This is a genomic window from Jeotgalibacillus marinus, from assembly GCF_040801915.1.
GTDB lineage: Bacteria > Bacillota > Bacilli > Bacillales > Jeotgalibacillaceae > Jeotgalibacillus > Jeotgalibacillus marinus.
In genome coordinates, this window is record NZ_JBFMIA010000007.1 from 96,499 (window position 1) to 118,362 (window position 21,864).

A 21,864-nucleotide genomic window follows, 5' to 3' on the forward strand; every position below is an offset into this window, starting at 1 on the left:
GCAACATTACGTCCACTTTTTTGCCTATGGTAAGTATTCGTTTAAATCATCCATATATGCTCGCATGGACGAAGTACTTGTAGAATACTTTTCAGCCATTTCTCTCTGCGATACTTTTTCGCCTCGCACCTTTTTCCACAAATATTCAACTGCTGCTGATAATGCCGCTACATTTTTGAACGAATAACCATCCTCTGATCCATAATACACAATATGAAACCACATATAAAACAACCCTTGATGTGATTGTTGCGTAAGATTAAAAGTATGACTTAGCTTACAGGCAACATCATGCGCACGTTTTAAAGCATCAACTTTCGGACCAACCGCATTCGTGTCAGACAAAATATTGTGCACTTGCCCAAGCACAGCGAAATAAGCATGTTCAGTTTCTGTTAAATACGAAGGTGCTCCCACCTTCAAAAACGATGGATCGGTTTGTGCTTCTTTGAAAAAAACAAACAACCGCTCTTCTGGATACATTGATTCAGAAAGCACGTCGTTTCGTTCAGTCATTTGCCCGTTCCAAGGCTCCATTCCTTCTTTATCAGGCTGATCGATTAATACGCGTTTCCACGCTTCTTTTGCAACTTTTTCATGTCCAGTTTGCCATGCTGACTGCGAAAGCCAAAAATAAAATCCTGCATCGCCCTCAAAGCCTCGTTTCACAAGACTTTTCAACCATCCATACGCTTGCTTATGACGACCAACTAGTGAGAACGTTGCCCCTAATTTAAAACGATGTTCAAGTAAAAATGGACGGACTTGCTCTAATGCATCCATTAAATTTTCCAATTCATCCGTTCGCTCTTGGTAATAATAAAACACCGCTAAATTACAAAGCGCATGTAAATTTCCAGGATTACGATTAAGCACTTCCGTTAACAGCGCAGTTGCTTGCTCCTTTTCCCCAAAATAAAAATACGCAAGCGCTAAATTATTGTATGCAGTCCAGTAATCAGGAAAACGTTCAATCACTTCTTCAAGTAATTCAATCGCTTCTTTAAATTCTCCATCTGCTAAATGTTGATTTGCTTTTTCTTGATGCATAATAAGTTCATCTTGCTCTAGATCACGATCAAATTCATTTTCCTCTTCAAGTGACAACAGCTCAAGTAGATCTTCTGCATCCTCCACAAACTCGCCATCTCCATGCCGATCTAAATAAGCAGTCGCATGCTTATACGCTTCTCCAAACAAGCCCAAATGAGCAAAATTATTCGCCATAAGATAATGCGCTTCAATCATAGACGGATCGATGGTATCCATGATTTCCTTTAAACGTTCATTTGATTGTTTAAATTCACCGATTTCTGTTTCAATAATGGCCATTTGCAACCGAATCATCGGTTCCTCTGGCTCCAAATCCTGTGCGCGTGTCAAGTACTTGAGCGCTTTATCTAATTGACCACGATGATACATGGTCATCCCTTTGCGGTAGTAACTTTCTCCAGATAGGTTAAACGGTAGCACCTTACCCGTCATTTCTGTTCGCTTCGATCCGTTTTTCATGTATATCCTCCGAACATCGTATTAACCTATCAATGATAGCATAATAAGGACCTCTAACGGAAGCCGCTCGTTTGTGGTGAAATGGTCTTTTTTAGAGAACATAATGGTTTTCTCGTTTAGGGATCAATGGGCAAATCGTCGAGAAAGATGTAACTCAATGCCGTGAGAAAGCGATTGTCCGCCATACACTCCACCCACAATACTACTTTTTGAACCAAAAAAGCACCTCCCTCAATGGAAAGTGCCTCTTTGCTGATCTAATTTTTAAATCAATATCTCAATCTCTGCTTCTTCTTTCAGCTCATCAACATGTTGAGCAAACGGTTCGTTTTGCAGTGTTACCTTAATGTCTTCGCTTACGTCTTCATATGCTGGAAATTCCTCTTCAGTTTCAGCTTCACCTTCTTCATATTCAGCTGCCACTTCATCATAATAAGCCTGAATCTCTTCTTCTGTTATTGGAGCAGCTTCATCCATATATTTTGCGTATTGAATTGATTCAGCAATTTGTTCTTTGAACGTTTCTATCTCTATGTCTTGGGCTTCGAGCAATTCTTGTATTATTTCTTCTCCACCGTATTGTTCTCCAACTAATGCATATTCTTCATCGATTTCTTCTTCAGATGCTGTCATATTCGCTTCTTTTGCTTTTTGAAGAACTAATGTTTGAATCACAAGTCTATCTAATGCCTGTTCTTTCGTTTGCTCAATACCCTCTTCACTTGTAGGATCTTGTCCCCGTTGCTGCATTTCATATTGGATTGAAGTCAATGCAATATTGTAATCAACGCCTGTAATTTCTTCATCATTCACAACAGCAACGATCTCGTCCTCGTCAACTTGTTGCTCAGCTAGCTTAGCTTCCATTTCTTCAAGAGCAGCTGCTTGCTCTTCTTCAGTTAGGCCTTCTGGTGCCTCTTCATCTTTTTCGCTACAAGCTGCTAAACCTAATGCTAGCGCACCTGCTGCAAACGGAAGTAAAAATTTCTTAAGTTTCATACAATAATAACCCCTTTCAGATCTGTAATTCTTTATCCTAGTACGCATTGTAAAGGACATTCACGAAAAGATAAACCGATAACCCTCCAAGACATAAAATAACCCAATTTATCACTTGATAAACAAGGTAACTACTAAGTAGACGAGCATCTTGTTATTTTGTTACATGCAAACATAAGTTTATTACAATAATAATTTAAGTAAACTAAAATAATTATTATGTTGACTTAAAAATGTTTTTCCTCGTATAATCATATCAGATAAAATTAAAGGAGAATGTCACTTATGGTTAAATCACCTCTTCATGGTATGATTTTAGCTTCCTTATTTGCTGCGTTAATGGCGATCGGTGCAAACATAACATCGATTGTCCCAATTCTTGTGATCGGTAACGTACCCATCACCCTCCAAACAGTAGTATGCTTGCTTGCAGGAATTTTATTAGGAAAAAAATGGGGACCAATCGCTATGATCATCTACCTTATGGTCGGACTTGCTGGTATGCCTGTATTTGCACAGATGTCAGGTGGAGTTGGAACCATCATAAGTCCAACGTTTGGATTTTTGCTCTCCTACATCGTTGTTGCTTGGGTAACAGGTTTGATTACTGAAAAGAAAAAAACATTTATGATCCTTTTAATTGCCTCATTGATTGGAACTGTAATCAACTACGGCATTGGAACCAACTGGATGTACATAGCCTATAAGCTATGGTTTTCAGCACCAGATGGCTTTACCTATACAATGGCATGGATTTGGATGCTTCCGCCATTACCAAAAGACATTGTGCTCACATTCGTTGCAGCAACCGTTTCATACAAAGTACTTCAAGCATTTCCTGAAACACGCTCACAAAGAGTACCTCAGGATCAACGAGCTGTTTAAACGTATGCTACCAGTTAAGAACCAGCTAGTGGTTCTTGACTGTTTTTTTGATTTAAGCAAATCTTCTACATTTCAACGCTATAATTTCAAAATATAGTTTACTAATCATTGTAAAAATCGTGAATATTAGCCACACAAAAACGCCTCCCCATTAAAGAGAGACGCTCCACAAATTATTGTTTATTCATCTTTTAACCGAATCACTTGCATCGGGTTCCCACCAACGAATGCCCCTGCTGGCACGTCTTTATGGACAAGCGTGCTCGCAGATACAATGGCTCCGTCACCAATCCGAACACCTGGCAAAATTGTCGTATTTGCACCAATCAACACTTCGTCGCCTATTTCAACCATACCAATACGATACTCATGAATTAAATATTCATGTGCAAGAATAGTCGTATTGTAACCAATGACACTATTTTTGCCGACAGAAATTTTTTCAGGAAACATAACGTCAAGCATCACCATAAGTGCAAAGGATGTTTGATCGCCAACCTTCACACCTAAGAATGTGCGGTACAACCAGTTTTTCATCCTTAAAAATGGTGTGTACCGAGCCATTTGAATCACAATAAAATTGCGCATTACCTTCCAAAAAGGAACGGTTTTATACACGTGCCAAAGTGAATTGGAACCTTCTACTTTATGGCGTTCTGTTCTTCTCATTTTCCGTTATTCTGCACAATCGTCAACAAATCTTCCATCGTTTCAAGCATGAAATCTGGTTCATAACTAGCTAGGTACTCTCGCCCCTTCGCGGTCCAAGAGACTCCAGCGGTTCTAGTTCCAGCGTTTTTACCACCTAACACGTCATGATGATTGTCTCCAACCATTAGACTTGTTTCAGGTTCAGAATCTAGTTTTTTCATTGCTAGATGTAACGGCTCTGGATTAGGTTTTGCATTCTTAACGTCATCAAGTCCAATAACCACATCAAAATAGTGATCAAGTTTCATCAACTTTAACCCTTTAATCACTCCATCATTGCGCTTTGTCGACACAATCGCCATCTTAATACCTCGATCATCTAGCGCTTTGATTGTTTCTTCAACGCCTTTAAAACCAGTGGCGAGCGAATCATGTTGCTCTAAATTAAATTCACGATAATATGCTACCATTTCATCCACTTGGTCAGGGTTTACGCGCTCAAACGATTCAACTAGCGGTGGTCCCATGAATTGCAAAACTTCTTTACGTCCATACTGGCCAGGGAAATAATGCTCCATCACGTGCAAAAAAGAGGAGATAATCAATTCATTCGTATCGATTAACGTGCCGTCTAGATCAAAAAGGACCGTATCAATGGGTTTGTTCATATTCTAATTTCCTTTCTTTCGACAATTCATTTCGCTTCCACACATACGCAATGACCATCGTTAGTACGACTGCAGTAATTAGTCTGATTAGGAATAATGGCAGTATAGGTATCCCGAGTGGAATAAAGATTAGGGTATCCTCGACAACAGCATGACAAGCGACCAAGAAAATAAATGCGAGTGTTGCATCTTTTTTACTTACGCCGTCTTCCTGTACCGCTTTAATCATTACGCCTGCACCATATGCAAGACCAATCGTCAAGCCCGCAACGAGTGTCATCGAAGCATTTTCTTTCATCCCAAGCCCTCTTGTAAAAGGTGCGATCCATTTTGTGAAATGATCGAGCCACTTTAAATCTCTCATAATTTGTATGATAACCATTAACGGAATAACAATGAGTGCTAGCTGTAAAACACCAAATGCTGCTTTTTCAAATGCCATCAAAATGATCGCACCCCAACCAGACACATCGCCCTGTTGTGGTGGCACCATGCCGTATTGAGCCACTTCTTGTCCACCGTGCCATACAAGGTTAATGATCATTGCTGAAACAAACGCCAAACCGAGTCGTACAACGAGCACTACCCAAAGTTTCACGCCTACCTTTAATGCAACACTTGTCTCGATTAATAAATTATGTGAAAATGACAGCATCACCGCAATGATGAACACTTCTTTTACCGTCATTTCTAAGGATAAAATTCCTGCAATTCCCGCATACAGATTTAAAAAATTTCCTAAAACAAGCGGAACTGCTGCCTCCCCACTTAATCCAAAAAGGCCCATAAACGGTTCAATCTGTTTTGTAATCCAAGGTAAAACAGGAGTATATTGTAACAATACAACAATAAACGTGACGGGAAAGATAATTTTCCCAAGAGTCCATGTGGTTTGTAGACCAGCTTTTAATCCGGCTTTAAATGTTGGTTTCATTAATCGGCCCCACCCTTTGTTCTACTTGTTTCGTTTATCCGTATAGCGAGTCGTTACGCCTGTCTTTCGGCGATATGCCATAATCGCAATCGCACCTGCAATCAAAAGGAACGATAAAAGCTGCGCCACACGTATTGTATCTGTCAGCATTAAGCTATCTGTTCGCAATCCTTCAATAAATGCACGACCGATGGAGTACCAAATCACATACGATAAGAAAATCTCACCACGGAGTGGATTCACTTTTCGCAATACCAGCAATAAAATAAGTCCCACTAGACTCCATAACGATTCATACAAAAATGTAGGATGATAGTAAGAAAATGAACCATTTACCTCGATATACATTTGGTTAATAATCCAATCCGGAAGATACAATCCCTCTAAAAACGAACGTGACACTTCCCCGCCATGAGCTTCTTGATTGGTGAAATTCCCCCAGCGACCAAGCATTTGGCCTAAAATAATACTCGGTGCTGCAATATCAACGATCTTCCAAAACGATAGTCCTTTCCGCTTTGCAAAAATTATTACCGTCGCAACCGCACCTATAAGCGCACCATGGATCGCAATTCCACCGTTCCAAATTTGAATAATAGCCCCTGGATTTCCTGAATAATATTCCCACTGAAAAATCACATAATAAATACGAGCTGAAATAATTGCAATCGGCACAGCCCAAATAAGTAAATCGGCAAACGTATCTTTTGGCAAACCTAAACGATTCGCTTCACGATTAGCCAATATGTATCCTAAAATAATTCCTGTTCCAATAATCAGTCCGTACCAAGCAACATTGATCGGACCAAAACTGATCGCAACCGGATCAATAGGTTGAATTGATGCAAGCATACTCTCTCCCCTTTCAAAATCTCTATATACAAGCGCAAGCGGCTCATTCGCCCTGACAAGCATAAGGCGATCTAAACAAATAGACTCTTTAAGACTTGCCACACGGAGCTAGATGACGAATTACGCAATTACAGAGTTTTCCATCTATTATCGTATATAAATTAAATGTCTTCATGATCTCCTTCTATAATCGAATCTGCTAAACGATTTGAAAACTGTTCAGCCGCATTTACTCCCATTCGTTTCAAACGGAAATTCATTGCTGCTACTTCTATAATGACTGCTAAATTTCGACCAGGGCGAACCGGCAATGTGATTTTCGTAATCTCAGAATCAATAATTTTCATTTTTTCTTCATCAAGCCCAAGTCGATCATACTGTTTATTTTTATCCCAAATCTCTAAATCAATGACAAGCGTCACTCGCTTATGATTAAGAACAGCCCCCGCACCAAATAGCGTCATCACATTGATAATGCCTAGACCTCGAATTTCAAGCAAATGCTCAATCAATGGAGGAGAAGTTCCAATTAACGTATCCGTATCATCTTGACGAATCTCCACACTATCATCTGCTACCAATCGATGTCCACGCTTCATAAGTTCAAGTGCTGTCTCACTTTTACCAACACCACTTTTTCCTGTAATCAATACGCCAACACCATAAATATCCACCAGCACTCCATGAAGGGCTGTAGTTGGAGCAAGCTTACTTTCCAAATAATTCGTTAAATGACTAGAAAAACGCGTTGTTTTAACGGGTGTTTTCATTACTGGCACTTGGCTACGTTCAGATGCGTTAATCAGCTCAGCGGGAACTTCAATCCCCCTTGATAAAATAATACCAGGCGTATCATCCGTACAAAGTTGAGACATGCGATCAATCCGATCCTGCGACGGCAACAACTCATAAAAAGACATCTCCGTACGACCAAGAAGTTGGATACGCTCTGCAGGATAATAACTAAAGTAACCTGCCATCTCTATGCCTGGGCGTGAAATATCACTCGTCGTAATTGGACGATGAATCCCCTCTTCTCCGCTAATTAGCTCTAATTTAAACTGCTCAATAATATCTTTTGTCGTAACCTTAACCACCATTGTCCCCCCTACATCGATCAAACATGCTATTGACATACGCTTTATTATAACACTTTGGAATATGATTCACTATATTAGATAATCGAATAGTCCTACAGTGCCTTTCTTACATATCAAAAACGACTAGGGAGACTTCTCCCTAGTCGCTTTCACGTATTACATAAAGTTATTCCTGAGCTGATGCCTTATGAGAAGAAAACCTCATTTTTAACCCAAATCCTAATGCACCTAAAGAGATTAGCCCACTAATGATTCCTGTCCCCAATAAGAAAATGATCAAAACCCATTTAAACAAAGCCATCATTTCGACACCAAGTACATAAATACCTAGTATAGAAAATAGTACGCTAATCCCTAAAAAAACTGATCCAATAGCACTCAATCCAAACCACGTTGCACGATCGATAAACTTCTCCATTTATTCACCTACTCACTTTTAGTTTACTCGATAAAGATTCTCTTATGTATGACTATACCATTCCATAGCATCGGTAAAACCTTTTTACTCTAAAAAAACAGGATAACGAAATAGGATGGGGTCCCAATTTCGCTATCCTGTTTTTTGTGATTTCCGGTCATCATTTATTTTTAGTGTAGAACATGCACTTATTGTTCTTGTGTGTCGTCTTGTGTTGGCGATTCTTTTTTTGACTCTAAAGGCTTCACACTGACTGCACCCGTTTTAGCATCAGCCAATAAAAACAACTTCGTGCCTTTAGGTCTTTTACGCGTGAATCGTATCCTACGCTGCATTAGTTCTTCACGTTCTTCAACATGATCCATATCACGGTGGTTCAAATCGAAGCGTCCAAAGTTTGATTTCAATATGCCGTCAAGTCCTGCACTATCAGGAACAAAAATGGAAATAGACCCTGCAATTGTTTTCGCTTCAATCTTACGAGCAGACGAGCTTGAAGTCGAACATTTGATATTGCCGCTAACCGACTGCACTTCCATCTCATCAATCGCACCTTCAACTGAAATCTTGCCATTCACTGATTCAGCATCAATTGAATCTGCACGTGTATTAGATACGTCGATTCCACCATTAGCTGCTTCAAGTTCTCCTCTTTCAATCAACATGTTCGAAAGTTCAATTTTGCCAATAGCTGTTTTTACTTTTACTTTGTCCACATTAGCTGATTCACTTTGGAACTTCCCACTAAACAATCGAATGTCCCAACGTTCATAACTTCCTTTTGGTACATATAGAACAGTATCTAGTTTTGTCATCTTCAAGTCAGAGATAAAACGTAGCTTTTTAAATTGCGTATCAAATATAACCGATTCCAGAAGCTGATGGCGAGCTTTCGTCTCATCATCTGAGCGATACACTTTTACGTTACACTCTGCTTTTACATAATCCTCATCCCATGGATAAATCGTGACATTACCGTTAGCCACATTGACCTCAACATCTAAAAGTTCAGTTGCTTGTGCTTGGAATGTATGTGTGAATTCAAGAGAAGGGCTCATATTAAACTCGATGTCTATATCTTTCACTTTTTCAAATGCATTTTGAAAAAAGTCCATGATACGGTCGGTTGAATTACCGCCCGATTTTGGGTTTTTATTTGACGATTTTTGCTGGAAAATTTCATCAAAATTAAATGGAAATTCATTTTTCGAACGCTTTTCATTTGAAAAAGGAGTAGAAGAGTGACCTGATGAACTTGGCTGAGTAGATGAATACGTTTCTAAAGTACCAGAATCGGATTGGTTTTGTATTGGTTCTTTCTCCAATGATTCAAGCAGTGTTAAAGCTTCCTTGGTCGTGATCTTCCCATTTTCAACCATACTCAAAATTCGTTTACGTTCGTTTCCCATTTAAACGACACGCTCCTTATGTTGAAATTCAAGTTCCAATTTTTTTAACGTTCCTTTCTTGTATACGTCTGTCGTTCGAAAAAGTTTCATGCTTTCTTCTTTTATAGAATGACAGATGAAGTACATCAAGACACCCGCCTCAAGGCTGATTTTTTAAAAAGGGATGCGGAACAAAGAGGTGCGAATCTAAGAGTTGAAATGTCATCAAGGTTACATGAGAGATACCTTCCCATAAGGACTAACCATAGTTGCCTACGCCATCATACCAAATTAAATGTTTGAGAATTAGTTTCTTCTATTCCACTTTAAGAAGTCGTTATAGCTTCTCCCGTTCGCGCAGCCATCCGCTCAGCCATCCGTTCACTCTCACGTTCTAGAACTGGTTTCAAATATTTCCCTGTGTAAGATTCTTCTACTTTAACGATGTCCTCTGGCTTTCCTGTTGCAACGATGGTTCCACCGCGATCACCACCTTCAGGTCCAAGATCAATAATATAATCAGATGTTTTAATAACATCTAAATTATGTTCAATCACAAGTACGGTATCGCCATTATCGACAAGGCGTTGAAGTACTACAAGTAAGCGTGAAATATCATCTACATGGAGACCCGTTGTTGGTTCATCTAAAATATACAACGATCGACCATTTGAACGTTTGTGTAGCTCTGAGGCTAACTTAACGCGCTGAGCTTCCCCCCCTGACAAAGTTGTTGCAGGCTGTCCTAAACGGATATAACCAAGTCCAACGTCCACAATTGTTTGAAGTTTCCTTCTGATTTTTGGAATGTTCTCAAAAAAAGCCAAGCCATCTTCAACGGTCATCTCAAGCACATCTGAAATGTTTCTCCCTTTATACTTTACTTCAAGTGTTTCACGATTATAACGCTTACCATGACAAACTTCACATGGAACATATACGTCGGGTAAAAAATGCATTTCAATTTTAATAATTCCGTCACCACGACAGGCTTCACAGCGACCACCTTTCACATTAAAACTGAAACGTCCTTTTTTATATCCGCGCACTTTAGCTTCATTGGTCGTGGCATAAACATCACGAACATCATCGAATACACCAGTGTACGTCGCAGGATTTGAACGTGGTGTTCGTCCGATCGGCGACTGGTTAATATCGATTACTTTTTCGAGCTGTTCTATCCCTTTGATTGACTTGTGTTCACCTGGCTTTGTTTTCGCCTTATGGAGCTTTTGAGCAAGTGTTTTATGAAGAATACTGTTAATCAACGTGCTTTTTCCTGAACCTGAAACACCCGTTACAGAAATAAAGATCCCAAGTGGAATATTGACTTTTACATTTTTTAAATTATTTTCCTTTGCTCCAGAAATTTCAAGCTTTCTGCCGTCCCCTTTTCTTCTTTGATGAGGAAGTGGAATAAATTTTTTCCCAGATAAATATTGACCTGTCAGGGATTTATGGTTTTTCATTACTTGTTTTGGAGTACCTGCAGCAACGATTTCACCACCATGAACACCTGCTCCAGGACCGACATCGATTAAATAATCAGCTGCCATCATGGTATCTTCATCATGCTCGACTACGATTAATGTGTTACCAATATCGCGCATGTTTTTCAGCGTTTCAATTAACCGGTCGTTGTCACGCTGGTGAAGTCCTATCGAAGGTTCATCTAAGATATACAGCACACCTGACAGCTGAGAACCAATCTGTGTTGCAAGTCGAATACGCTGTGCTTCTCCACCTGACAGTGTTCCAGCAGCACGGTTCAATGTTAAATAATCCAAACCGACGTTAACTAAGAAACTTAACCGCTCATGAATCTCACGCAAAATTAAACGAGCAATCTGCATTTCTTTTTCTGTTAGTGTGACTTGATTAAAAAATTGTTTCGCTTCCTCAATAGAGAGCGCTGTTACTTCACCAATATGAAGATCGTTAATTTTAACAGCTAGACTTTCTTTTTTTAAACGGTGACCTTTACACGTTGGACAATCCTGCTGTCCCATATACTTTTGCATTTGCTCGCGTATATAGTCTGAGCTCGTTTCACGATAACGACGTGCAACGTTGCGAACCACTCCTTCAAACTCAATATGATTTTCTCGTATTTGACCAAAATCATTTTCATAACGAAAATAGACTTTATCTTTTCCTGATCCATGAAGAATTTTATCCATTTGACTTTTAGGAATATCTTTAACTGGAATGTTCATATCAATGTCATAATGATCACATACCGCTTTAAGCATTAGCGAATAGTATTGTGAAGGTTCCCATGGTGCGAGTGCATGATCCTCTAATGTACGGTTCCAATCTGGAATGATAAGATCCAAATCCACTTCCAACTTCGTACCAAGACCATCGCATTCTCCACAAGCTCCAAACGGGCTGTTGAACGAAAACATTCTTGGTTCTAGCTTATCAATCGAAAAACCGCATACTGGACAAGCATGATGCTCATTAAATTTAATTTCCTCATGATCAATAACATCTATAATGACGTTACCTTCAGCCAAACGTAGGGCACTTTCAAGAGAATCCGCTAATCTTGATTCTGCACCCTCTTTAACGACGATACGATCCACAACAACTTCAATGGAATGCTTTTTATTTTTATCAAGCTCAATGTCATCACCAATATCCACCATTTCCTGGTTCACACGAAGTCGTACGTATCCTTGTTTTTTTATGTCGTCAAACACTTTCGCATGTGTTCCTTTTCGACCTGATACGATCGGCGCTAAAACTTGGAGGCGTGTACGCTCTGGAAATTCATATATACGATCCACCATTTGTTCAATCGTTTGAGATGTGATTTCAATGCCATGCTTCGGACAGATTGGTCGTCCAACACGCGCGAACATAAGGCGCAAGTAATCGTGAATTTCCGTAACCGTTCCAACTGTTGAACGCGGATTACGGCTCGTTGTTTTTTGGTCAATGGAAATGGCAGGAGAAAGTCCTTCTATTGCATCCACATCTGGTTTATCCATTTGACCAAGAAACTGTCTTGCATAAGCAGACAAAGACTCCACGTATCGTCGCTGTCCCTCTGCATAGATCGTATCGAATGCTAATGAAGATTTTCCAGAACCAGACAAACCTGTCATAACAACAAGCTTATCTCGTGGAATGGTTACATCAATATTTTTTAAATTGTGGGCTCTTGCACCCTGGATAATAATTTGATCTTTTACCATTAAAGGGTCATCCTTCCGCTTTTAACTCTAGAACCAAATCTCGAAGCTCCGCTGCACGTTCAAAATCAAGCGCTCTAGCCGCTTCTTTCATTTCAATCTCCATTGACTCAATGACTTTTGCTCGCTCTGGTTTAGACATTTTCTTGAATTGACTAGATGGCGAAACGTATTCTTCCGATTCTTCTGCTACATGTGTTGCACGAATCACATCACGGATTTTCTTATCGATGGTAACTGGTGTAATGCCATGTTTTTCGTTATAGGAAATTTGTATTTCACGTCTTCTAGCTGTTTCATCAAGTGCCCGTTGCATCGAATCCGTAACTTTGTTCGCGTACATAATAACATGACCATTGGAGTTACGGGCTGCACGACCAATCGTCTGAATGAGTGCACGATCTGAGCGCAAGAAGCCTTCTTTATCAGCGTCTAATATAGTAATCAAAGACACTTCAGGGATATCAAGACCCTCTCTAAGTAAGTTAATTCCGACGAGCACATCGTATTTACCTAAACGTAAGTCTCGAATAATTTCAATACGTTCCAAGGTTTTAATTTCAGAGTGCAAATACTGTACCTTGATACCGATTTCTTTTAAATAATCGGTAAGATCCTCAGACATTTTTTTGGTTAAGGTTGTAATCAACGTACGTTCGTTACTCTTAATACGCTCCTGGATCTCGCTTATTAGGTCATCAATTTGACCTTCTATTGGGCGCACTTCAATCGTTGGATCAAGGAGTCCAGTTGGTCGAATAATTTGCTCGATCATTTCTTTTGTATGATCAATTTCATACGGACCAGGCGTTGCTGAAACGTAGACAGCCTGGTTCACATGTTGTTCAAATTCCTCAAATCTTAATGGTCGATTATCCAATGCTGATGGCAAACGGAAACCATGATCGACGAGCATTTTTTTACGCGCTTGGTCTCCGTTGTACATTCCTCTCACCTGTGGTAATGTCACATGCGATTCGTCAATAACAAGTAAAAAATCTTTTGGGAAATAATCAATAAGCGTGTATGGCGTTGCACCTGCTTCGCGCAAGGTTAAATGCCTTGAATAGTTTTCGATTCCTGAGCAAAAACCCACTTCATTCATCATTTCAAGGTCATAGCGAGTACGTTGCTCTAGACGCTGTGCTTCGAGGAGTTTGTCCTCTTCTTTTAAAATTTTTAACTGTTCTTCAAGCTCTTCCTCTATATTTACAATGGCTTTCTTCATTTTTTCTTCACGGGTAACGAAGTGGGATGCTGGGAAAATTGCCACGTGGTTCCGCTCACCTAAAATTTCTCCAGTCAGTGCATCAACCATTCGGATGCGGTCAATTTCATCACCAAAAAATTCAACACGAATACAGTGCTCATCATTTTTTGCTGGAAAGATTTCAACGACGTCTCCACGCACACGGAATGTACCACGTTGAAACGCAATGTCGTTTCGTTCATATTGAATGTCTACCATTTTTCTAAGAAGTTGGTTCCGTTCAATTTCCATTCCAGTCCTTAAAGAAACCACAAGCTCGCTGTATTCTTCAGGCGAACCGAGCCCATAGATACACGAAACACTTGAAATAATAATCACATCATCGCGTTCGAAAAGAGATGATGTTGCCGAGTGACGCAATTTATCAATTTCATCATTGATGCTGGCATCTTTTTCAATGAACGTATCGGTTTGCGGCACATAGGCTTCTGGCTGGTAGTAGTCATAGTAGCTGACAAAATATTCAACCGCATTATTCGGAAAAAACTCTTTAAATTCACTATATAATTGACCAGCTAACGTCTTATTATGTGCAATTACAAGGGTAGGTTTCTTCACTTCTTGGATCACGTTTGAAATGGTAAAGGTTTTACCTGTTCCCGTCGCACCTAGCAACGTTTGGTGCGTGGTGCCATTATTGACTCCTTGAACAATTTTTTTGATCGCCGCTGGTTGATCACCTGCTGGGTTGTAGTAAGATTGAAGATCAAACTGTTGAACCATGAAAAAACCTCCCATTAGTCACTCTAAACTCTCTTCTATATTCATACCCTTAATCCTCGATTGAAACAAGTGAGAGCATCAAAATTAACGCCTTAATTAAACTTTCTTCTATTTTATCACAACATATTCTGAAAAAGACAGAAAAAAGAACATATATTCGCATTTTTGTTTTTATACAATGGAACTTAAATTCAGAGAACGAAACATCTCGAGGAGGACTGTGTGGGGGGAAACAGTGCTTTAGTCTCCTTCAACAAACTAAAGCAACTACAAAAAAACACAACGCCTATGGACGTCATGTATTTTTGTCTTTATGTTGTTTCATATAACTGTTAGCAAACCAAAGACCAATAGTGAGAGAGGCGGCGTCAACGATGATAATGAGCCAGCTTCCTACATAGCCTTTGTATGAAGATGCTGCGATAAGGGCAATGGTTAAGATCATTGCAATCCAACGACTGTACGTGACACGTGTAAAAAGTACAACGAGTAGTGCAGGTGCAAAAGTGGCTAGGATCAATTTTGTGCCCATCAAATCACCTCTATCCTTGAACCATCTTACACAACTCAATCACCATCTGCAATAAGGTTTTTGGTGATTTTACTCAATTCGCTGTGTGGAATGAACTTTTCTGCGAGCATATCAGGTAACACATTGCTTAAAAAGAATTGTACACTGTCCATATCATTAAATTTCACAATGGTTGTGAGCGCTTCTTGGTATATTTCCAAAAAAATCGGCTCAGGATTCCCTTTTTGAATTTCTCCAAATGATTCATACAACAAATCGATTTTATCTGCGACAGATAAGATATTCCCTTCAAGCGTATCATCTTTTCCTTCTTTAAATCGGTCCAAATAAACTTCTTGAAATTCAGCTGGGAATTCAGCTGTCACAAACTTATGCGCCATCTCTTCTTCCACTTGGCTGAACAAGCGGTTTAACTCTGATGATGCGTACTTTACTGGCGTTTTAATATCCCCCGTGAAGATTTCAGGGTAATCATGATTGAGCGCTTTTTCATAAAGTGACTTCCAATCAAGCGTTTTCCCATGGTATTCTTCCACCGTCCCAAGAAATTGCGCAATCTTTGTCACTTTAAATGAGTGTGCAGCAACAGTATGTTCATTGTATTTAAATTTCCCAGGACACCGATACAGTTTTTCCATGTCTGATAAGCTTTTAAAATAGTGATGGATTCCCATATAACCCTCTCCTGACCCTATTGTAGATTTAGCTTATCTTAGCACCAAGGAAGCGTGGCGACAAGAAAAGACCATGTATTTACAAAAAAACAACCGAAAAGTTCGTTCTCTTCGATTGTTTTTTATAAAATTCCATAAATGATAAAAGCATCTACTACTTCAAATAGCTACCCCTAATGCACAGCTAATTATGTAATCATGCGCTATCCGGTGCATATTGGCGCATGCGATCTTCCACCATGATGATCCCAAGTTGATGATGTTGCCCATCATGCAATGCACGCTGAACAAAGCGAATTTCTCCGTTTTGACCGAGCACTTCAAGCTTACAATGTGCACGGTTTTTTTGAAGCGCACCGTATAGCTCGCTTTCATCTTTGACTTTTATTCCGTTGACCTTTTGTACTATTTCTCCTCGGCTCAACCCCATTTTATGTGCTGGTGTATTTGGGATAATATCAACCACCATGATACCTTGATTACGGTTAATAAAATGATAACCTGAATGACGACATAGCTCTCTTGTTTTAATGATCAAATAAATCCGTCCACCGAATGCCACAGCAAATGCAGCTAGCCACATATATGGCGCCCACCAACCCGCTACAGCAAGCATCGTGACAAGTGTACTAAGCCATATCACTTGTTGTGATGCTTGACGAATAATTGGCGTGGGTAAATCGTGCACAATTGTAAGTTGAAATCCAAGTACAAACGGCACTAATAACAACGACCAGGATGTTGAACCAACTGTCATCACAGGCCACCAACCTGCCATTTCACCAAGATTACCTGTAGGTACAAGTAAAAATAACGGAACAAACCACAAACGCTTCGTGAAAAATGCCCCTGCTTTCATTCCGCGAGGTGTTCGAATAAACCGTGGCGAGGTACCTTTACCGGCATTCCATTTCATTAACAACCCTTCCGCTAAAAGCAATACACCCATAATCACACTCGTGACACCAATTGCTGCAAGGTCGAGTGATTCACTTGGTATCCAAGATGGCATGTCCCATGGAACCATTGGTAATAAAAATAAAATTCCAGCTGCAAGAGGTGCAAGAAGTGCCGCTGATAAAACACGGAATTGCCATGTAACGATCGCCATCAACATTAAGACACTGACCAGGTAAATCCACAGTAAGGGAACTTGAATACCAATTGCCACGATTACAATTGAAAGAACGAGACCAATGAGCAAACCCATGCCTACTAAACTTTTTAATTCAACTCCCCTCGTTTGGATCCTAACTCGTATGTCCTTCCGCTCTCGTTTCACGCGTACAATTCCAGCAACAACGCTTGCAATAATTGCTACAAATAAAAGAGGGTTCAAAAGCGCACCAATCGCACCCGATCCAATTTCAATGATCCATTGGTTAATCAACGGGAAAACCACCTTTCGAATTACGAATATTACTTTGCATTAAACGTAGCCCTAAAATGTAAAAGGACCATTTAGCATCAAATGGTCCTTTTGAAAGGAAGATTCTAATATCTTTATTGTATCAAACCCAACCCCACTCGTGCATGAGAATTTTTACTCCTCCTGTAAGTACTCAATCGCTGATTGAAGCTGGTGATCATTCTCAGGGTTATCTTTAAATGTCTGAATTGCCTTGTCCAGTTCTGTTAACGTCGCTGTATTGGCTTCACCGTTCGCTTTTAGCCCAACAGATTTTTGAAAAGTTTGAACTGCTTTTTCAGTGCTCGTGCTGAAGTAACCATCCGTTCGGTCCACTTCATAATCAAGTCCCTTAAGCATATTTTGTAGCACCGCAATTTTTTCATCATTCATTCCTTTTTTCAAGACGACTGCAGATTGAAGCGGAACAAGGTCATAAACAGGTGGCTGCTCAACTTGTAGCGTTGGTTCAATCCCTTTACTATGTATCCAGCGCTCGTTAGGCGTGAGCCACTTAAACATCGTTAGCTTCATTTGACTACCATCCCCAAGATCAACCGATTGTTGCACCGTTCCTTTGCCAAATGTTGTATTCCCTATCAACGCATACCCTTCCACTTCTTGCATTCCAGCTGCTAAAATTTCTGCAGCAGAAGCACTTCCTCCATTGATTAACGTGGCAATTGGATAATCTTTACGTTCTTTTAAAGGCGAAGATAAAGCTTCACTATCACCATTTCTCTCCTCAATATGCATAAACGGTTTCTTATCTGTAACAAATTGATACATAATCTCTTCTACACTTGAAAGCAGCCCACCTGGATTGCCACGAACATCGAGAATCAGGCCATCAATGTCTTCTGCTTCAAGCTTTTCAAGTGATTCTTTTACATCATCCGCTGTTCCTTCAGCAAACGTCGAAATTTCCAAATAACCAATGTTACCATCATTTGTTTCGATCAAATCACTATGCACCGTCTCATTTGGAATATCATCACGAACAACGTTAATCATTAACTCTTTTGCACTATCGCCCCGCTCTACTCCAATTTGCACTTTACTTCCTTTTGGACCACGAATTTTCGCCGTTACTTGATACAGCGTCAACGATTGAACACTTTCTCCGTCCACCGATTTAACAATATCATTCGGTTTCAACCCCGCTTTTTCTGCTGGCGACCCTTTAAAAGGTGATACCACAACGAAGTCTTCATTCTCTTTTGTCAGCTCAGCCCCAATCCCCGAAAATGAAGAATCCAACGATTGCTCAAATTGTTTGGAAGTTTCCTCATCCATGTAAACAGAATAAGGATCTCCAAGAGAATTCACCATCCCTTGAATTGCGCCATCTAAAAGCTCGTTCGAATCCACTTGTTCAACATAGCTTTCTGTAATTAAATCCTGCGCTTTTTGTAATTTAACAAGTGTTTCAGACACTTCCGTATTGGCTTGATCTTCTTTAAAGAACACCCGCTCTACTCCGAAAAATAAAGCAGCCCCAACCAGCGCGCACGTGACCATTAAGAGCAGCCTTTTCATATTTATCAAGCGTGTTCCTCCCCTTTCAAAAAATCACTACAACTGAATGTATGACGGAATCGATCAAGGTAGAAGGACAAGCTGCTAACGAGCAACTTCCTCAATTAAGCGTTCTTTCGTAACTGGACCCAGTATTTTTTGTAGGACCTTCCCCTGCTCGTCCACGATAAAAGTAGTCGGAATGGTCATAATGCCATATTTTTTCTGAGCATCTCCATCGGAATCGAGTACAATTGGAAAGGTCATGTCGATGTCTTTAATAAATTGATTGATATGTGTTTCCCCATAGTCTTCTTTTGATAAATTAAGGCCGATAAGCACAACATTCGGATGATCCCTAATGAATTCATCATAAAACGCTTGCAACTCAGGAATTTCATCTTGACAAGGAGGACACCACGTTGTCCAAAAATTGATTACAACCTTTTTTCCTCTGAAGTCAGATAGCTTGATCGTCTCACCCTGTAAATTTTGTAGCGCGAAATCAGGTGCTGCCTTCGCAATGTCTGCTGTCGCAACCGGTTGAGTCGTGACCGCAGTATCCCCCTCAAGTCTTGGCTCATCAAACGTCCCCCCATTTGGATTTGTCATCAGTAAATAAAATCCAAATACCCCCACAACTAGCGCCCACGTCCCAGACTGAATCAATCGCTTCACACGCGTGACTCCTTTCCATCTTGAAAGTCCGTTGATAAAGTATACGTTGTTGGTCGTGAAAATAGATGTGGAAAATGTGAGCATAGTGGATAAATAGTGAGGCGGCGTATAATTGGCGCCAAGTGTGTCAGGATTTGCAGAAAAATAGCAAATTGATAAAAATCTGTAGAAGATTGCTTTGAAACGAAAACTTTAAAAATAAGAGACCACCAAACTGGCGGTCTCTCAACTAATTGCCCCTCTACAAAAAGTTCTTAAATTATTAAATAGGTTACGTTTCAGTGTTAAGGGAGGAGATACGCATCTGCATCTACTCTCTTCTCATTAGGATTCAATTGTTTTGTTTTTCTCTCCAATCATAATCGTTAGACTGATGAGAGTAACTAATATCGTTGCGCCCATGTCTGATAGAATGGCAACCCATAGTGTAAGCAAGCCTGGAATCGTCAGAAGTAAAGCAATAAGCTTTAAACCTAAGGCTAGTGAGAGATTTAACTTGATAATTTTATTGACTTTTTTAGAAATTCTCACAGCAGTGGGTAATTTTCCTAAATGGTCTTGCATTAGCACAATATCAGCCGTTTCAATCGCACTATCTGTTCCTTTACCCATGGCGATACCTAGATCTGCTGTTGCTAAGGCTGGAGCATCATTAATACCGTCTCCTACCATGGCAACTTTGCCACTTTTAGTAAGCTCTTTTACTTTAGAAACTTTCTCATCAGGTAAAAGACCAGCATAGTACTCGGTTAGATCAACTTGGTTTGCCACTTTTTCCGCAGTCTTGCTATGGTCGCCTGTTAACATAACCGTATTTTTTACTCCTGCTAAATGCAGCTCTCCTATAATGCCCTTACTTTCTTGTCTAATTTCATCTGTTATTCCAAATAACCCTAATACTTTTTCTGTATCTGAAACAATAACCAATGTATAGCCCTCATTTTTGAGTGTATTAATATTTTCTGATACCTCGGTAGGTAGAATGAAATTAATACTTTTCTCATTGCCTACTTTATACTCATTCCCTTTTATGACAGCTGAAACACCTTGACCGGAAATCGTATTAATTTCTTCAGGTTCTGTATAAGAAATATCACGTTCACTGACTTTTTCCATAACGGCTTTTGCTATCGGATGAGAAGAAGACTTTTCAATTGACCCTGCAATATGGTAAAAGCTTTCTTCATCATATACAACCATTTTTTCTACATAAGGATGACCTTTTGTTAAAGTCCCTGTTTTATCGAAGGCAATCGTATCAATTTTTCCAAGTTGTTCAAGAAAAACGCCTCCCTTCACAAGGATTCCGTTCTTTGCATTGCGGGCTATCCCAGAAACAATTGCAATAGGTGAAGATAGAATTAAAGCACATGGACAACCTACAATGAGAACAGCTAATCCTTGATAAAACCAAGAACCCCAATCACCATCAAATAATAGTGGTGGAACTAACATCACTAATACTGAAACCACCATAATAATCGGTGTGTAATAGCGTGCAAATCGGTTAATAAATTGCTCTGTAGGCGTTTTTGTTTCTTGAGCTTCTTCTACTAAATGAAGGATCTTAGCCAGGGAAGAATCTTTGTATTCTTTATTGATTCTGATCTTTAGCACACCTTCGTTATTGATACTTCCACCGAACACTTTTTCATCTATTTCTTTTTCAACTGGCATAGCTTCTCCGGTAATGGCTGCTTCATTCACCGAACTTTTCCCTGCTGACACAACTCCATCTGAAGGAATCTTCTGCCCTGACTTAACAAGGACTAAATCCCCTTCCTTAAGCGTATCAATGGGTACTACTCGTTCTTGATCATTTTCAATCAATATCGCTTCTTTAGGAGCTACCTTTAATAACTCCTCCATAGATTTTCTTGCCTTTTCCATGCCTAAACCTTCTAGTAGTTCATTCACTCCAAATAAGATCGCTACTAAGGTCCCTTCTTTCCACTCCCCTATTGAGAAAGCACCTATTAGGGCAATCGTCATTAGTGTATCGATATTAAATTTTAGCTTAAAAAGGTTTTTAGCGCCTTTTATAAAGGTTGGATATCCACTAGAAGCGGCAGCTACCAAATACATGATCACAGGAACAATATTATCAAGTTGAGTGTCAACATAAATCGCGGCTAGAAATATGACTGTTGAAATGCCAAGCAAGATTTTCATACGATCATTATTAGCATGGGAATGATCGTGGTCATGTTCGTCATTTCCATGCACAGTACTCTCAGAGTTGCTTTTTTTTACAATAGTTGCACCATCTGAAGATAGAATCTTTTCAACCTTTTGCAAATCGACTCCATCCTTTAAAATGAGCTTACTACTATTGTAGAGAATTCTTGAACCTTCTCCATTCTCTAACTTATTTATTTCTTCCTCCATTTCCCTTGCACAGTTTCCGCACGAGAGACCCTGAAGCTTATATTTATTCATATTTTCATTCCTCTC

18 protein-coding genes are annotated in these 21,864 nt (G+C 39.7%); 1 reads left to right on the forward strand and 17 read right to left on the reverse strand.

The genetic code is table 11. The features are described from left to right. Positions 1-24: 24 nt before the first annotated feature. Positions 25-1,512, reverse strand: coding sequence for a tetratricopeptide repeat protein (locus AB1471_RS09935; protein ID WP_367779603.1), 1,488 nt, complete (start codon positions 1,510-1,512; stop codon positions 25-27). Between the two features lie 264 nt (positions 1,513-1,776). Further along, entirely contained in the window at positions 1,777-2,511 is a 735-nt protein-coding gene (locus AB1471_RS09940) for a SurA N-terminal domain-containing protein (protein WP_367779604.1), read from the reverse strand. A 285-nt stretch (positions 2,512-2,796) separates the two neighbouring features. Between AB1471_RS09940 and AB1471_RS09945 the strand changes: the two genes are divergently transcribed. Next, positions 2,797-3,396 carry a biotin transporter BioY gene (locus AB1471_RS09945; RefSeq protein ID WP_367779605.1) on the forward strand — a complete coding sequence of 200 codons (600 nt, stop codon included), beginning with the start codon at positions 2,797-2,799 and terminating at the stop codon, positions 3,394-3,396. Positions 3,397-3,576: 180 nt separating this feature from the next. Here the strand turns inward: AB1471_RS09945 and AB1471_RS09950 are convergent, their stop codons facing one another. From AB1471_RS09950 to AB1471_RS10020, 15 genes are all read right to left on the reverse strand, one after another. Then, complete coding sequence (locus AB1471_RS09950; protein WP_367779606.1) at positions 3,577-4,065, reverse strand: acyltransferase; 489 nt, start codon at positions 4,063-4,065, stop codon at positions 3,577-3,579. Next, positions 4,062-4,715 carry a pyrophosphatase PpaX gene (gene ppaX, locus AB1471_RS09955; RefSeq protein ID WP_367779607.1) on the reverse strand — a complete coding sequence of 218 codons (654 nt, stop codon included), beginning with the start codon at positions 4,713-4,715 and terminating at the stop codon, positions 4,062-4,064. Before ppaX ends, AB1471_RS09950 begins: the two co-directional genes overlap by 4 nt. Beyond that, positions 4,699-5,649 carry a nucleoside recognition domain-containing protein gene (locus AB1471_RS09960; RefSeq protein WP_367779608.1) on the reverse strand — a complete coding sequence of 317 codons (951 nt, stop codon included), beginning with the start codon at positions 5,647-5,649 and terminating at the stop codon, positions 4,699-4,701. Before AB1471_RS09960 ends, ppaX begins: the two co-directional genes overlap by 17 nt. A gap of 21 nt (positions 5,650-5,670) precedes the next feature. Beyond that, positions 5,671-6,501, reverse strand: coding sequence for a prolipoprotein diacylglyceryl transferase (gene lgt, locus AB1471_RS09965; RefSeq protein ID WP_367779609.1), 831 nt, complete (start codon positions 6,499-6,501; stop codon positions 5,671-5,673). Positions 6,502-6,662: 161 nt separating this feature from the next. Then, positions 6,663-7,598, reverse strand: coding sequence for an HPr(Ser) kinase/phosphatase (gene hprK / locus AB1471_RS09970; RefSeq protein ID WP_367779610.1), 936 nt, complete (start codon positions 7,596-7,598; stop codon positions 6,663-6,665). A gap of 169 nt (positions 7,599-7,767) precedes the next feature. After that, complete coding sequence (locus tag AB1471_RS09975) at positions 7,768-8,019, reverse strand: hypothetical protein (RefSeq protein ID WP_367779611.1); 252 nt, start codon at positions 8,017-8,019, stop codon at positions 7,768-7,770. Positions 8,020-8,207: 188 nt separating this feature from the next. After that, on the reverse strand, positions 8,208-9,428 hold the full coding sequence (locus AB1471_RS09980) for a DUF4097 family beta strand repeat-containing protein (protein ID WP_367779612.1): 1,221 nt from the start codon (positions 9,426-9,428) through the stop codon (positions 8,208-8,210). Between the two features lie 305 nt (positions 9,429-9,733). Continuing rightward, a complete protein-coding gene (uvrA, locus tag AB1471_RS09985; RefSeq protein ID WP_367779613.1) occupies positions 9,734-12,610 on the reverse strand; it encodes an excinuclease ABC subunit UvrA in 2,877 nt (958 codons plus the stop codon). A 7-nt stretch (positions 12,611-12,617) separates the two neighbouring features. Next, on the reverse strand, positions 12,618-14,600 hold the full coding sequence (gene uvrB / locus AB1471_RS09990; protein ID WP_367779614.1) for an excinuclease ABC subunit UvrB: 1,983 nt from the start codon (positions 14,598-14,600) through the stop codon (positions 12,618-12,620). Between the two features lie 295 nt (positions 14,601-14,895). Next, the gene (locus AB1471_RS09995; RefSeq protein ID WP_367779615.1) at positions 14,896-15,132 is read right to left on the reverse strand and encodes a CsbA family protein; all 237 of its coding nucleotides are present in this window, start codon (positions 15,130-15,132) and stop codon (positions 14,896-14,898) included. 35 nt (positions 15,133-15,167) lie between these two features. Beyond that, positions 15,168-15,806, reverse strand: a complete 639-nt coding sequence (locus AB1471_RS10000; protein WP_367779616.1) for an HD domain-containing protein — start codon at positions 15,804-15,806, stop codon at positions 15,168-15,170. A 196-nt stretch (positions 15,807-16,002) separates the two neighbouring features. Then, on the reverse strand, positions 16,003-17,196 hold the full coding sequence (locus AB1471_RS10005; RefSeq protein ID WP_367779617.1) for a PDZ domain-containing protein: 1,194 nt from the start codon (positions 17,194-17,196) through the stop codon (positions 16,003-16,005). A gap of 153 nt (positions 17,197-17,349) precedes the next feature. After that, complete coding sequence (locus tag AB1471_RS10010; RefSeq protein ID WP_367779642.1) at positions 17,350-18,753, reverse strand: S41 family peptidase; 1,404 nt, start codon at positions 18,751-18,753, stop codon at positions 17,350-17,352. Positions 18,754-18,837: 84 nt separating this feature from the next. Further along, positions 18,838-19,410, reverse strand: coding sequence for a peroxiredoxin family protein (locus AB1471_RS10015; RefSeq protein WP_367779618.1), 573 nt, complete (start codon positions 19,408-19,410; stop codon positions 18,838-18,840). Between the two features lie 324 nt (positions 19,411-19,734). Next, on the reverse strand, positions 19,735-21,849 hold the full coding sequence (locus AB1471_RS10020) for a heavy metal translocating P-type ATPase (protein WP_367779619.1): 2,115 nt from the start codon (positions 21,847-21,849) through the stop codon (positions 19,735-19,737). Positions 21,850-21,864: the final 15 nt, after the last annotated feature.

What these genes read in the sequence shown, in the direction of transcription:
- AB1471_RS09950 (WP_367779606.1), bottom strand. Translation starts at nt 4,065, where the DNA reads ATGAGAAGAACAGAACGCCATAAAGTAGAAGGTTCCAATTCACTTTGG.
- AB1471_RS10020 (WP_367779619.1), bottom strand. Translation starts at nt 21,849, where the DNA reads ATGAATAAATATAAGCTTCAGGGTCTCTCGTGCGGAAACTGTGCAAGG.
- AB1471_RS09945 (WP_367779605.1), top strand. Translation starts at nt 2,797, where the DNA reads ATGGTTAAATCACCTCTTCATGGTATGATTTTAGCTTCCTTATTTGCT.
- AB1471_RS09995 (WP_367779615.1), bottom strand. Translation starts at nt 15,132, where the DNA reads ATGGGCACAAAATTGATCCTAGCCACTTTTGCACCTGCACTACTCGTT.
- uvrB (WP_367779614.1), bottom strand. Translation starts at nt 14,600, where the DNA reads ATGGTTCAACAGTTTGATCTTCAATCTTACTACAACCCAGCAGGTGAT.
- AB1471_RS09960 (WP_367779608.1), bottom strand. Translation starts at nt 5,649, where the DNA reads ATGAAACCAACATTTAAAGCCGGATTAAAAGCTGGTCTACAAACCACA.
- AB1471_RS10010 (WP_367779642.1), bottom strand. Translation starts at nt 18,753, where the DNA reads ATGAAAAGGCTGCTCTTAATGGTCACGTGCGCGCTGGTTGGGGCTGCT.
- AB1471_RS09935 (WP_367779603.1), bottom strand. Translation starts at nt 1,512, where the DNA reads ATGAAAAACGGATCGAAGCGAACAGAAATGACGGGTAAGGTGCTACCG.
- ppaX (WP_367779607.1), bottom strand. Translation starts at nt 4,715, where the DNA reads ATGAACAAACCCATTGATACGGTCCTTTTTGATCTAGACGGCACGTTA.
- AB1471_RS09975 (WP_367779611.1), bottom strand. Translation starts at nt 8,019, where the DNA reads ATGGAGAAGTTTATCGATCGTGCAACGTGGTTTGGATTGAGTGCTATT.
- uvrA (WP_367779613.1), bottom strand. Translation starts at nt 12,610, where the DNA reads ATGGTAAAAGATCAAATTATTATCCAGGGTGCAAGAGCCCACAATTTA.
- lgt (WP_367779609.1), bottom strand. Translation starts at nt 6,501, where the DNA reads ATGCTTGCATCAATTCAACCTATTGATCCGGTTGCGATCAGTTTTGGT.
- AB1471_RS10000 (WP_367779616.1), bottom strand. Translation starts at nt 15,806, where the DNA reads ATGGGAATCCATCACTATTTTAAAAGCTTATCAGACATGGAAAAACTG.
- AB1471_RS09940 (WP_367779604.1), bottom strand. Translation starts at nt 2,511, where the DNA reads ATGAAACTTAAGAAATTTTTACTTCCGTTTGCAGCAGGTGCGCTAGCA.
- AB1471_RS09980 (WP_367779612.1), bottom strand. Translation starts at nt 9,428, where the DNA reads ATGGGAAACGAACGTAAACGAATTTTGAGTATGGTTGAAAATGGGAAG.